The sequence below is a fragment of the Aporhodopirellula sallentina SM41 genome (assembly GCF_000346505.1).
Taxonomy (GTDB): domain Bacteria; phylum Planctomycetota; class Planctomycetia; order Pirellulales; family Pirellulaceae; genus Rhodopirellula; species Rhodopirellula sallentina.
This window is the reverse complement of record NZ_ANOH01000197.1, coordinates 50,638-64,172: the sequence shown is the minus strand read 5'-3', so window position 1 is coordinate 64,172 and position 13,535 is coordinate 50,638. Positions and strand designations below refer to the sequence as shown.

At 58.6% G+C, this 13,535-nt stretch carries 11 protein-coding genes; all 11 read right to left on the bottom strand.

Annotated features, from left to right (window positions below):
• A partial coding sequence (locus RSSM_RS12835) for an aldehyde dehydrogenase family protein (protein WP_008679114.1) occupies window positions 1-340 on the bottom strand: 340 nt, incomplete at its 3' end.
• Window positions 341-434: 94 nt separating this feature from the next.
• Window positions 435-752: a EutN/CcmL family microcompartment protein gene (locus tag RSSM_RS12830; protein ID WP_008679112.1), complete on the bottom strand. Its 318-nt coding sequence runs from the start codon at window positions 750-752 to the stop codon at window positions 435-437.
• A 46-nt stretch (window positions 753-798) separates the two neighbouring features.
• Window positions 799-2,037 (bottom strand): acetate/propionate family kinase, encoded by a 1,239-nt coding sequence (locus RSSM_RS12825; RefSeq protein WP_008679110.1) that lies wholly within the window; start codon window positions 2,035-2,037, stop codon window positions 799-801.
• 41 nt (window positions 2,038-2,078) lie between these two features.
• Entirely contained in the window at window positions 2,079-2,348 is a 270-nt protein-coding gene (locus RSSM_RS12820) for a BMC domain-containing protein (RefSeq protein WP_008679109.1), read from the bottom strand.
• Window positions 2,349-2,408: 60 nt separating this feature from the next.
• The gene (locus RSSM_RS12815) at window positions 2,409-2,702 is read right to left on the bottom strand and encodes a BMC domain-containing protein (RefSeq protein ID WP_044302435.1); all 294 of its coding nucleotides are present in this window, start codon (window positions 2,700-2,702) and stop codon (window positions 2,409-2,411) included.
• Window positions 2,703-2,754: 52 nt separating this feature from the next.
• Window positions 2,755-3,504, bottom strand: coding sequence for a phosphate propanoyltransferase (gene pduL / locus RSSM_RS12810; RefSeq protein WP_008679104.1), 750 nt, complete (start codon window positions 3,502-3,504; stop codon window positions 2,755-2,757).
• A complete protein-coding gene (locus RSSM_RS12805; protein ID WP_008679102.1) occupies window positions 3,501-4,412 on the bottom strand; it encodes a DeoR/GlpR family DNA-binding transcription regulator in 912 nt (303 codons plus the stop codon). The genes pduL and RSSM_RS12805 overlap by 4 nt, the downstream gene beginning before the upstream one ends.
• Before the next feature lie 636 nt (window positions 4,413-5,048).
• A complete protein-coding gene (locus RSSM_RS12800; protein WP_144059770.1) occupies window positions 5,049-7,163 on the bottom strand; it encodes an alpha/beta fold hydrolase in 2,115 nt (704 codons plus the stop codon).
• Window positions 7,164-7,431: 268 nt separating this feature from the next.
• Window positions 7,432-7,887, bottom strand: coding sequence for a DUF1569 domain-containing protein (locus RSSM_RS12795; protein WP_008679098.1), 456 nt, complete (start codon window positions 7,885-7,887; stop codon window positions 7,432-7,434).
• Between the two features lie 191 nt (window positions 7,888-8,078).
• Window positions 8,079-12,191, bottom strand: coding sequence for an ATP-binding protein (locus RSSM_RS12790; protein ID WP_008679096.1), 4,113 nt, complete (start codon window positions 12,189-12,191; stop codon window positions 8,079-8,081).
• On the bottom strand, window positions 12,188-13,486 hold the full coding sequence (locus tag RSSM_RS12785) for a metallophosphoesterase family protein (RefSeq protein ID WP_008679093.1): 1,299 nt from the start codon (window positions 13,484-13,486) through the stop codon (window positions 12,188-12,190). The genes RSSM_RS12790 and RSSM_RS12785 overlap by 4 nt, the downstream gene beginning before the upstream one ends.
• Between the last annotated feature and the right edge of the window lie 49 nt (window positions 13,487-13,535).

The following is a 13,535-nucleotide window of genomic DNA, read 5'->3' as shown; positions in this document are numbered from 1 at the left end:
CACGTTCGCCGAGTGTGCGGAGTTTCTCGATCTTGTGCTCGGGACGACCGATGCCGGTTTCCCGCATCTCCATCAGGCCGAGTTCTTCGCACTGATCGATGCTGATGCGGCGGATGATGTCGATGACCTGCTTGCGCTCTTCCATGCTGCGCGAACGCAGTTGCTGGTGAGCGGCCTTGGCTGCAGCGACGGCTTCGTTGACGTCCGTGAAGACACCGTTGTGTCCGGCACCGGCGGGAACGTTCTGTTGCAGCGGCCCGTTGGAACCGGCCGGCATCGGGCCGACTTCGGAGAGAACCGCCGCAACGACATTGCGGATAATGGATTCGTCGAGTTGCATGATGAGAGGTCAGTGGGTGAAAGGTTTCAGGTGACAGGTAGCGGGCGAGTGGGCGGCGTTCGGTCGGCAACAAAGAATACGTTGCCTGTGCCCTTTACCCCTCCTCGTTTCGACAATAGACCGATTTCTTTTCGACATGAACGCTGTCGATGATTCCGGTGATCACCGCATCGATCGGCAGAGTCTTCGTTTCGGGGGTCAATCGCGCTGAACTGCCTTGGCAAATCAACACCAGGTCTCCTTCGCCGGCCCCGAGGGTGTCCACGGCGATGAACGTCCGACCGGTTGTGATCAACCGTTCGCGACTGTCGGTGTCGAGCCGGTAGGGTTCGACAATCAACAGCTTGTGACCCTTCATCGATTCCACCTTTTGGGTGCTGACAATCGATCCGGTGACGCGTGCTAGGAACATGCTGGGATTGGGGAAGTGGGGAGTTGGTTTGGGTAACGGCGGCGGATTAACTGCCGATTGCTTTTTTCGCTCGTTTCGCGACGATCCATTCTTCGTTCGTGGGGATGACCCAAATTTGAACGTTGCTGGAACCGTCATGCAGGCTGCCTTCGCCGCCTGATTGTTTTGATTCGGAGCGATGGTTTAGGTTTTTGGAGGAATCGATTGCGATGCCGAGGTTGTCGAGATTCGCACAAACGGCTTGCCGCACGACTTCCGAATTCTCGCCGATTCCGCCGGTAAAGACGATCGCGTCGAGACCGCCCATGGCGACGATCATGCCGCCCATGTGCCGTCGGATTTCTTCAACGAAAACCGACAAGGCGAGTTGAGACTTCGCGTCGCCTTCGTCCGCAGCCGCTTCGATGTCCCGAAGGTCACCGCTGCGTTCACTGAGTCCTTTGAGCCCGCCTTCACTAGCGAGTTGTTTCAGCAACGATTCGAGCGATTGGCCCGTTCGTTCGATCAACAACGGCAGTGCGAACGGGTCGAAGTCCCCGACACGGTTGTTCTGTGGAAGACCAGTTTGCGGAGTCATTCCCATCGTGGTCATCACGCTCTTGCCACTCTCGATCGCAGTCAGCGAGCTGCTGCCGCCAAGGTGACAGGAAATGATTTTCGCGTCTTCGCGTCCGAGCAATTCGGCGGCACGTTCAGCGATGAATCGATGACTCGAACCGTGGAATCCCCACTTTTGAACCTGGTAATCCTGACGCCACTGAGAAGGAATCGCGTAAGCGCGACGTGCCTCTGGGATGGTGTCGTGGAATTCGGTTTCAAACGCGGCGACTAACGGAAGGTCTGGGAAACGTTCCCGCAATAGCTTCATTGCGGCGATGTACGGCGGGTTGTGCGCGGGCGCGGCGGCGTTCATTTCCGCCATCGCGTCGAGCACGTCATCGTCAACCAGGAATGTCCCACTCTTGCGTCCGCCGTGAACGGCTTTGAAACCGATCGCGGAAACTTCCGCGGCGTCTTTCAAACACCCGTTTTGCGGATCGGTTAGCTGGTCCAAACACGCTTGCACTGCGACGCCGTGGTCGGGAACCGGCATCTCCGACTCGTTGTGATAATCACCGATCGTGACTTCACATCGACTCGTGGACGCATCGCCGATTCGTTCGACCGCACCGCGTGCGAGCACACGGTCATCGGGTCGCACGTCGGGCGATTGCAGGTCACCGCTGACGTCGAGCAGTTTGTATTTGAAACTGGTGCTACCCAGGTTCGCTACGAGGATGAGCATGGGATTCTTCCTTGAGAAACGAAGGCCGTGATAATCGCTGACTAGCTGAAGTAGGCTCCGAGCAATCCGTCAGCAGGACGTGGGATGATGTGGCTGCTGACGAGTTCGCCGACCTGGGCTGCTGCCGCGGCACCGGCTTCGACGGCTGCGCGAACGCTGCCGACGTCACCACTGACGACGGTCGTGACGAGACCGCCACCGAGGTCGACCCGTTTGACGATTTGAACGTTGGCCGCCTTGGCCATCGCGTCGGTTGCTTCGACGAGGGGAAGCAAACCTTTGGTTTCAATCAATCCGATTGCGTCATTCATTGGAGAAAATTCTTATAAGTGGAGATCTAAGAGATGATGTGTGTTACGAATCGCGTGCGACTATTTTTTGGTGGCAGGCAGCTTCATGATCTTTTCCAAATCCGCGTGCGGACGTGGAATCACCTGAACGCTGACGACTTCGCCGATGCGACCGGCGGCTGCTGCCCCGGCGTCGGTAGCGGCTTTGACGGCGGCGACGTCACCGGTGACGAAGACGGCGGCGAGACCCGCACCGACTTTGTCCCATCCGAGGAACTGCACATTGGCAGCCTTCATCATCGCGTCGGATGCTTCGACCAGGGCGACGAACCCTTTGGTCTCGATCATGCCGAGCGCTTCACTAATTTTTGCCATCGAATTTGGTCCTTCTGAGAGGGTTGGGGAGGTAGAAACAATGAAAGGTCAATCAGTGCCCGCACGCACACGGTTTGGGCATCGGTTGGATGGTTACTTCGGTGGCCGCGTCGAGATTGCACGCGTTGCCTTCGTCCGTATCAATGTGAACTTCGAGTTTGGCGGCTTTGTCTTCGCGGACGAGAACGTCGTCGAAGATCACGCTGCAGTCCTTGCTCTTGATGACTAGCTGCATCATGTCGCCGTTGGAGACGCCATAAAACGCCGCGTCATGATCGTTCATGTGAACGTGTCGTGCCGCGCGGATCACACCTTGGTCGAGTTGCACCGAGCCGGCCGGTCCGACGAGAACGCAGCCTGGTGTGCCTTCGATCTTGCCGCTGTGTCGAACCGGAGCATCGATCCCGAGCGAGATCGAGTCGGTGAATGCGAGTTCGAGTTGGCTGGCCGGACGAGTCGGGCCGAGAACGCGAACGTTGGGCAACATTCGGCGACGCGGTCCAACGACCATTACGGTTTGTTTGGCCGCGTAGAAGCCGTCTTGGTAGAGGTCTTTATCGGGTTCGAGAACGCTGCCGCGTCCGAAGAGAATTTCCACGTGCTCGTCGGTCAGGTGGCAATGACGTGCCGAAATGCTGACGCGGAGATTCGGTTTGCCGTTGACCCAACCGAGTGGTTCACCACCGGGTGCGCCGGAGAGAACCGGAGCCGACGGGCTGGGTTGGGAGGAGCCGCTTTGGGCTTGACGGATCGCGCTGCGGACGAGCGCTTCGATCTGTGCTCGATCGACGGTTGTGCTCATAGGGAGTTGGCCGAATCGGCTGGGTGTGAGGAGCGGGAAAGGGAATGAATGTGCGGTTGGGGACCCGAAGGCTGGCCCTGGGGTGCGGCCGATGATGAAGAATCGGCTGGCGTCTGGGATTGTTTCTCCGCAGACGCGTCAGTGTGCTTTGTCGATGCCAACGTTAGTTCGGTGCCAGTCGGATCGAATATAGATTTCCATGAGTTGTCCAACTCATCGTCGGTTAGTACCTGCCCCACGTCTTCCAACCGGCATATTTGGGACAGACTGACCTTGCCGAACTTGGTGCTGTCGGCGAGCACGATGGTTTGGTCGGCGGCGGCCATCATCGCCTTCTCGCTCTCGACCAACATCATGTCGCTGTTGAAGAAGCCACGTTCGGTGACTCCAGCGACCGAAAGAAACGTTTTGCTGACGTTGATGTCCGCGAGCATCGCGTCGGCCATCGGTCCGATCGTTACCGAGGTCCGTCGCCGAACGCACCCGCCGATCATGATCAGGTCGATCGAATCGCTCGTCGAAAGCAGATGTGCGACCGGTAAAGAATTGGTGACCACTTGGAGCGGACGGTTCACGATCAACCGGGCGAGTTCGTAGACCGTGCTACCACCGTCGAGAAGAATCGTCTCGCCATCATCGATCAGATTGGCGGCGGCACGTCCGATCGCCTGCTTCCGCGCCCAACCGTCATCGCGATGCGACCGGAACGTCGCAATCGTGTCGGTCTCGCCTGTCCAATAAACACCGCCGTGAGTTCGGCGGGTCTGGCCGGCCTCTTCGAGTACTTCGAGGTCGCGGCGCACCGTCGATTCGCTGACGCCGAGAATGGACGTCAGTTCACCCAACGCCGCGAACCCTTGGGTTCGGACGTGGTCTCGCAGTTTCTCGCGTCGCGACTCGGTGGACAAAGGAGTGGATCAGGTGAGCGTGAAAGAATTCTGTCAGGAGGTGAAAGTATTCTTCCATCGCGGGCGTGATGCAAGCACTTAAGTCCGAAAAAGGGGGTGATTGGCGAAAATAGACAGCTTGTCGCACCCGGTTGAAGGGCCGGCGCGAAAGAATTCTCTCTAACCTGTGACAAAATTCACTCAAGAGAGGGCGTTTGGTCGCTTACCGGCGTTCTAAGTCGCGGGTGTTTCCGCTGTCGCCGAGTTGCGTCGGATGCTCTTCCGAAAGAGGGCAAATGAATCGGAAAGACGCGAGAAGAAGCCCTCGCCGCTCGCGTTAGAAATCGCGATCGGTGGCGTGGCGGTTGGATATGCGCCTGGGAAGGTCACGTGCCTGGGAAGATCGCGTGGCCGGGAAGATCGCCTGACAGCGTTGTCCCCTGTTGATTACTCGCAAGTTTCTGTACGCCGAAGTCGTTTTAGCAAGTTGCCGGCGGTCGAGCGAAGGGACCACCTTCGGGGGCGGTCAGAACTTCTTATGGTCGATCTTCCCTGGTGCACTGACGCGACATGGGGCTAATGGCTTGAGATCCCTCCCTGCATAAATACCGACTTATGGGTAACAGCCAGGTCTTTGCCCCGACGGGTGTGCTACCGCTATCGACGGTCCGTTGGGCTATTGCTGCCGGAGACTTGGAAGACCGAGTGCTGGGCGTTTTGGTTCTCGTATCGGAATCGCGGGTCCGAGATCAAACCATCCGTCGCCAACGGCGTGCGGGTCGGCGCTTCCCATGCCAGACGATCCTCCGAATCGACATCGCGGAGATGTTCGAGCAGGATACGCCGGACCTCGAAGATCGATTTCCCTTCCATGTGAATCTTCGTATGCGTTGAGTCGACGATCAGCTCGCTTTTGACGTCTTCCATCTTGGCGCTTTCGTATTCGACCACACCGTCGCCTTGGTAGTTTGGTCCCGCGAGTAATGGTGGGTCTTCCATGATGCCAACGATGTTGTGGTAGACGATCTCCGGCGACGTCTTCGCTTTCAACATGACCGGGAAGATTGGTGAGTCCGGTGCGAGCGAGTCGACCGCATTGGCTTCGGTCAGCAAACGCGTGTCGCGGAAGAACCCGGGGTTCGCTCGCGTCAAACGATTGCTGGTCGAGATTGCCATCTTCGGCAGTTTGATCAGTTTGCCGGCCAACCAACGGGTCGCCGAGTTCGCCAGATCGCTGCCGCGGTGCGGTGTGCCGATCGTGATCACGCGGCTGATGGATTTGTTCGGTCGGAACTCCAACGCACTGACGAGTTTGTTGACGTCCTGAGGGGGGCCACGCAACTTTTCTTTGGGTTGGTCGCTGACGATGTTCCAAAAGTCATCGCCGCTGTCGATCGTTTGCATTCGCGAAATCAATCCACCCATGCTGTGCCCGACGAGGACCATGTTGTCGATCGCACGGTCTTGTCCGGTCGCGTCAAAGGTTTGTCGCATGGCAAACAAATCGCTGCGGAGCTGCGTCGCGCTGAGCCAGAACGGTTGCCCCGACGGATAGAGATAGAACCAGAACTGATAGCGTTGCCGGATCTCAGGAAAACTCCTGAGGTCGTTGAACATGTCCATCCAAGTCAGCGGGCTCGACCACAGTCCGTGCACCATCAGCACGGGGATACGGTTGGGGTCGTACGGTTCGAGCATGTACAGCCCGCGTTTCTGCTGCGCGTCGTCGGGATCGAGGAGTCCTTCGGTCGCGCGGTCGCGTTTGCGGTATTCGGGGCTGTCGAGGAAGTATGCCAGCGGCGTGGTGAGGTCGGTTTCGAGTGGCACCCAATCGTCGCCGAGTTTGATCTGGTTCGCACGCAGCGGGTCAAAGAACTCGAGTACGCAGACGGGCGTTTCATTGGGATCTTCGTTCGCGTAGTACGGCGTGGCGACGTTGTGGCTGGCCAGACGAATGTCCGGACGCGTGTTGTCCGATGACGGAAACAACTCCTGCGATTTGGCGTAGGCTCCGTCTTTTCCGGTCGAACACCGCAGCAGCGCCGTGACGGCATAACTGAGGCCTTCGGGGTAGTACTTCTCGCGGGCGTCTTCCCGGCCACGCGGTTTGCGCACCGCGACCAACGGAACGCCGAGGCCGAATGTGGTGTGTCGATTGCGAAGCGTTTTGATGTCGAAATCGCTCACAAATTCATATCGGTCAAACTCGTCCGGTTTCCAACCGCCACGCATTTCGGTGCGAATAACGAATTTGCGATCCGCCGTTTGGATCGTGTAGGTCTGTCCGGGCCGTAAACGATTTTCGGCACAGAGCACCCGCAGTAGGTCTTCGAGTGATTCGTTGTACAAATCACAGACCGCGCGGAATTGAGGGTCGTATTGGTTGCGAACTTCAGCGAGTTGCGGCCCAAACAGGTATCGATAGCTCGTCGTCAGTGCGATGCCGTAGTGGTTCATCGCATCGCTAGTGTGACCGAGCCGTTCGGCCTTTTTGCCTTCGACGTACGCGAGTTCCGAAACCGCATAGGTCAGTTCGGGGTCGAGGTTTTGCCGATGCAACTCGCGGAGTTGTTTGTTGCAGACGACGCAGTCCTTTTCGTACGTTTCGGTCAATCCGTAACGTCGCAGCGTGTGTTGTGTTCGTTCGCTGATCTCCGGGCCACGCCAACGCAGCAGATGCAAAGTGCTTTCGAGCGCGTTGTCACGGATCGGTCTGTTTTCGAGATAACGAGCCGTGATGCATCCGGATGTTCCGCACAGCAGAGTCGCCATCACCAAACACCAACCGAACATCCGGCGGAAAGAATCCGCCGAAGCAAGGGACGTCGTGCACCGAGAGTGCGTCGCGTCGTTCGGGACAGGGGGCGTGAAACAGAACATGCGAGCGAGACTAGGAAGTTCGCTCGCCCCACGTCAACAAAAGATAGGCAATTTGGAATGCCGCAAGACGGAACGTTTTCGCCGCCGCCGACTGGTAGTGCATCTTGTTAAGGATTCAACAAGATCAGGTGCGAACGGACAATTTGCAACACAGCGCCCACTAAGCTTCGTTGACAAAACCCAAGTGCAACTCGAAATGTCGACATTGCAATTGCTCGGTCTGCTCGTGCGAGAGCTTTCCGAACATGGGGTTTCGAGGGACTTCCTGCATGCCTGCGAATCGTTGATGAGCGGACTTCAGGTCGCTCAATGCCGAATCGACCGGGATGTCGTCTTGGGACCAGAAGTAGTCCTGCAATACCGATGGAAGTTTAAAGCCTGGTTTCGCGGGACCTTTGATGATGCGGCCGCGGACGAGCGGACCGAACAACTTCAGTAATAGCGGGACTTTCGGCGGATCGATGTCGCCGGTTGCCATTCGAAGCGTTCGTCCGAGATGGTCGAGGATTTGTCCGAAGGAATACGAACCCGTTGTAACGACGTCGGTCGCGGCGAGACGCTCGGCTTCCGCCATCGCGTCGTTCAATGTGTCGAAATGCAGTGAGCGATGGTTCATCGTAGGAAGCTAACGTTCGAGCAGGGATGCGGAAGATGTTCGCGAATTCTAAAGCATTCGCATCATTCCTGTGAACAACAGGCAACACGTAGGTTCGTCTTTCCAAGACGGACCCTCCCAGAACAGCCGATGCAAAACGACCAATAAAGCTGTTCGAACTCTAGGCAACTTCGGCTACGTCCCTATTGATCCTACGACGCGCGGCCGAGTTTTTCGCCGTGCCACCACGAGCGTTCGTCTTCGTTGGTGACCTCATCTCCCCCGTTATCAGAATCGTGGTCGTAGCGTGCGGATTTGGCGAACTCGCCGTTGGCGTACTCGTCATCCGCCGTTTCGGTTTCGGTGACCCGGTCTTCCTCGGCGAGCCATTGATTGCGGGTCGCTTGAGCGGCGGCTTCCTCGGCGTCGATACGCCCATCCGCCGGTTCCCGTTCGAACCATGCCCAGCCGATCGAGTTGTCAACGACGCGAGTTTCGGTGATCGGTTCCGGTTCGCGTTCGACGATGACGCGTGTTTCGCGAACGGGTTCCGGTTGGGGGATCTTCTTCGGCGCGATTTTGATTTCCGGCGCGCGTCGGCGTCGGTGTTGTCGATGCAGTTTTTCAAAGCCGAAACGGTATTTCGATTTTGGCGGTTTGGGACGCGTCGGTTGTACGCGGTTTTCCACAACGAGTGACGCGGGTCGGGCGAGCGGCAACGGTGGCGGTGTGACAACGACCGGCAGCGGCTCCGGTGCAGGCATTGGTTCGGGTTCCGGCTCCGGCTCGATGATTTCGGCCATCGGTTCGGGTTCCTCTTCCTCCATCTCCTCTTCGTATTCCGGCTCTTCGTATTCGTAGGATTCTTCCGGCGGAGGCAGGATGCTTGCTCGGCCCGGCGTTCCCTGTGCGGGCATTTGGCGAACTTCGACACCGATTTGGTGGAAGATTTCGACGATGTGATCGTGGCAGGTGAACATCATGACCTGGTGCCCGAGTTCGGCGAACGTTTGCAGGGTTCGGGCGGCGTGTTCGGCGCGTTCCCCGTCAAAGTTCACGAGCACGTCGTCGAGAACCAATGGCAGCATGACACCGCGTCGGGCATAGGCGGCCGCGAGCGAAAGACGCAGTGCGATGAAAACGGCTTCGCCGGTACCACGGCTGAGGACCTCGAGCGGCAACGCCTTTCCGTCGTTGTCGTCAATCTTCAATTGGTTGGTGCCCAGCGGCGTCCAGATGCGAGTGTATTTCCCATCGGTCAATTGGTTCAGGAACGACGACGCTTCACGGAGCGTTTCCGGTTGGCGTTCGCGCTCGAACGTGCCGCAAACGTCTTCGAGCAGGCAGCTCGCTGTCGCAAGGGTTTGCCAACGGCGGGCGAGTTTATCGAGTTTGCGTTCGACGCATCCGAGTTCGAGTCGGGCGGTCATCAAACGGTCATCATCGCCGAGCTGTTTCATGCTGGCGGCGAGTTCACCTTGTGCGGTTTGCATCGATGCGATGCGGGCTTCCGTTTCGGTCATCCGCGTGGTCAACGAGTCCCAACGTCGTTCGAGATCGGACGCTTTCGCGCCTTCGATTTCCCGTTCAACGTCTTCGTATTGTACCGACGTTCCGATCATGGTTCGGATCTGTTTGTCGACCGAATCACGTTCTTCCATCAGTTGGGCGAGCAGCGATTTGCGGTCAACGATTTGGTAGAACTGTTCCGCCGTCGCAACGCCACACTTCGCCCACAGGGCACGCCGTTGTTGTTCGGCACGTTCGATCGTGCTGGCGTGCGAAGCGTGTTGCTTCTTGTACTGTTGGTCTTGCGCCTTGAGGTCGCGACGCTGTTTGATCCAGTGTTGTTGGCGGGCGAGTTCTTCGTGCAGATGGTTGAGTTGGTCGAGCGGGTTACTGCGCGACTTCAGTGCAGTGGAGGCACTGCCCGAGATCGCCGAAGTGCGACGCGAGAACGATTCCGAATCGTCATCTTGATAGCGATCCTGGTCGACGTTTTCGTAGTCGTCCTCGTATCCGTTCGGTCCGAGAGATCGGTATTGGGCCGAATCGCGGTTGCCTTTCGAGCGACGGTTCTTTTCGCGTTTCTTGTTGCGATTGCGATCGGAACTGTCGCGTTGTTCCGGCTCATATTCGTCGTTGTAACCGTGTTCGGCCGCGGAGGTGTTTCCTTCGGAGGCATCGAGGGCTTCGATGTACAACGTCTCGATTCGTTTGGCGATTGTTTGCCGTTCGCGTCGACGTTGTTCCCGTTCATCGCGAAGGTCCTGCAAACGTCGCAGGCTGGCTTGCAATGTTTCGTAGCCGTCGCCGAGCGTGCGGACGCTCTTGGGTGAGAGCGTGTTTGCCAGGCCGAGTCGATCGAGCGTGGCGGTCCATTCGCGGCGGGCTTCTTTCATCCCCTCGGCGGCCTTGGTCGCACGGGCGTAGGACGCCTTGTACGACTGCATGGCGGCTTCGTGCGAGTGATAGACGGGCAAGGATTCTTCGAGTTCGGCGAGCAGGGTTTCGGATTCCCGCAGGCGTGCTTCGAGCGATTCGTTGCTGGTCGGCAGATGCGAGTCGACTTCTTCGCGTTCGGACTCGATCTCGCGAATCTGACGGCGAACGCTTTCGATTTGACGCTCGCAATCTTCGAGATCGTTGACCGTGCTGCGTTGGCCACGCTCGCGGCTGAGGTAGTAAACCAACAACGCCATCGCCCCGAACATGATGCATAGCATCCCCTGCGTTGGGTTCGGGCGAGCGACGAACGTCGTGATTTGGAAAACATTGAACAGCCCGTAGAGGACCAACATTCCGCCGACGACAAACGGCAGTCCGAGCAGGAACAACCGGTCCATCGGCAGCGCTTCATCGGTCGTCAGTTCGATCGATTCGCTCTCGAGGTCGCGATAGTGCCGCGTTAGTTTTTCGAGGTGTTGGCCGAGTTGGATGCGATGCCGCAGCGACGAGATGTTGTCGTTCTCGCGCCGGATGGCTTGTTGCAGGTCGCTGGCATGGGCCCGGTTGAGAACGTCTTGCAGTTTCTCGCCGAGTTTTTCGGCGCGAGCCTTGTGCGTTTTGCCCTCGGTGCGAGCCTGTTTGAGCAGGAAGCTTTGTTCTTTGACGTTCTTGGCGGGGCCCGACAACGCCGCGAGAGTGCTGCGGGACAGGTCCGGCAGCGAGCCGGTGTCACCCTCGGCGATTTGCATGCGTTCATGTTCGTCGATGCCGAGCCGGTCGGCGTCCGCTTCGACTTGCTTGCGAGCTTTTTCGATCTGCGTGTCGATGCGATCGATTTGTTCTTCGAGGGCTTCGACCCAAGTCGCCTGTTGGGTAGCGGCTTCGATGCGGCCTTGCAGATCGAATAGCCGTTTGTTGACCGGCAGTTGTTCGGCTTTGTCGCGTAGTGAGCGACGGCGGTTTCGAATCTCTTCGATCTTGGCTTTGCGTTCTTCGATCAGCGCGTCGATCTGGACGAGTTGCGATGGCGCATCGTCGGGCAGGTGGGCTTCGCCCTCGATGGCTTCGATTTCCGCGGTGAGCTGGGCCCGCTTCTGCCACGGTTCGTGAACGCTGGTGGCGATCTCGACGCAGCGTGCTTCGCGTTCCCAAGCGACCATGCGTCCGCGCAGCGATTCGATCTCTTGGCTTTGCGTCCGGCGCTGTGTCGCCATTTCACTCCACCGGCGAGTTTGACCGGTGAGCCGTTGGATTTCATCGCGGAGCTTTTCACGCCGCGTCAACAGCCCGGCGAGGTGGTTGGCAGCGGCCTCTTCTTCGCTCTGGGAAGATGTGTCTTTGCCAATCAACTCGGTACGACCTGCCCGAAGGCTGCGCAGCACGTCGACCAACGAGACCCGGTCCAGTCCGCTGCTGAGTTTGTAAAGTTCGTCGGCCGCCGAGGTATCGTCGAGCGTGCTGAGTTCTTGCAGTTCGCGGATGCCGATCGCGAACACGTTCGTGAAGATCGGTTCATCGATTTGTCCGAGCAGCATGCTCAGTCGGTGTTGGCCTTGGCTCAGCCCATCGGTGCCGGTCACCGTCAGTCGGCCGGTCGTGTCGGCATCGGTCAGTTGGCTGTGGCGACGAATTTCGTATCCACCGCCGGGGCCGGTCACGCGAATCGCACCGCCCGGGGAACCGCCGTGAATCGGTGGCAAATAGCGGCCGCGGCGTTCGGGCGTGAAGCCGTACAGCATCGCGCGCAGGAACTGCATCAACGTCGTCTTGCCCGCTTCGTTGGGGCCGTAGAACAACGTCATGCCTTCGCTGAGCGAGTCAACGCTCAACCCGGTCCAGACGCCGAAACCGTCGATTTGGATGTCTTTGATCTTCATGATTTACGTCCCCATGACGGTTTGCCACCGCGAAGCAGTTCGACGCCCAGCAGCGTCGCTTCGTCGAGTGTTTCATCGCGATGTTGAGCCGGCACGTCGCCGAGCATGGTGGTCGCGGTGCTGGAGAGTTCGGGGTGTTCTTCCGTGAACGGCATCAATTGAACCTGGCCGGCCTTCGCGGTCGAACCAGACGCGTCGGTGTTCCCAGGCGTGCTGCTGTTCGACGCCGACGCTTTTCGGAACTTGTCCGAGGCACGCAGGAAGTCACCGAGAATGGTGTCTTCTTCACGCCATGATTTTGGATAGGTACGAGGCGGACGAACGGTCAAACGAGTCGTCCATGCCGACGGGTTGCCGTTGCCATGGTCGCGTCGCAGTTGCCGCAGCAGTTCCACCGGATCGCCGACCGATGAAATCAGTTCAGGATCGTTCAGAGCAACATCCCACGCGATCAACAGATGACGGCCGCCGTTGTCGTTTGCCAAGGCAGCGATCTTTTGACCGAGCAGGTTTCGCAGGCTGCCGACGGTGCGGATTTCTTGAGCATCGATCGTTTCGTGGCAGTATCGGAATTGATCCGTTTCGACACGGTGAATGCGAGCGGTTTGTTCGGCATCGACGTCGACGACGCAGTACCCGTGCGGTCCGGCTTCATCGAGACCGCGGCCCTGCGGCGAACCCGGTTGGATCGCGCCGGCTGGTGCCCCGTCTTCGATCTCGGTGTAGTTGTGAGCGCCGCCGAGTGCCCAGTAATCCATCCGGCCGCTGGCGAGCGCGTTGGCATCGGCCGCGCCGTAGCCGACGCCGACGGTGAACTCGTCGGTCGGTTCGGTTTGGAATCCGGGGACGTGCAACGAGGAGCGTCCCTCGCTGCTGCGACCGACGATGGTGCAGACGACCCGGCCGGCCCGTTCATAAGGGACAGACAATGGTTTGTCGCGAGGAAACAGTGTCACGTTCGGCGGCAAAGGTACCGCCTCGGGCCACTGTTTGGGATCGTCCGCGATGCCGGCGGCCCAGTAAACCGGGGTGCCAGCGGCGTGCAGTTTCTCGAAATTGTCGAGCAGCAAGGACATCCCATGCGGCCCCGCCGCGACAGGATGCAACAGGTCGCCACTGAGCACGAGAAAGTCAATGTTCTCGGCCAAGGCGGCTTCGAAAACCGCCGCCGCTGCCGTGCGTGGGGCGGTCGCGAGAGCTTCGCGGAGGTTGGGCGGCAGTTGATCGAGATCCCCGAGCGGCGTTTCCAAATGAAAGTCGCTGGCGTGGATAAAGCGAAAAGATTCTCCCGGCATCGTTTCCTCCTTGAAAACGTCGAAATGGCATCTTGCCGTGAAACTTTAA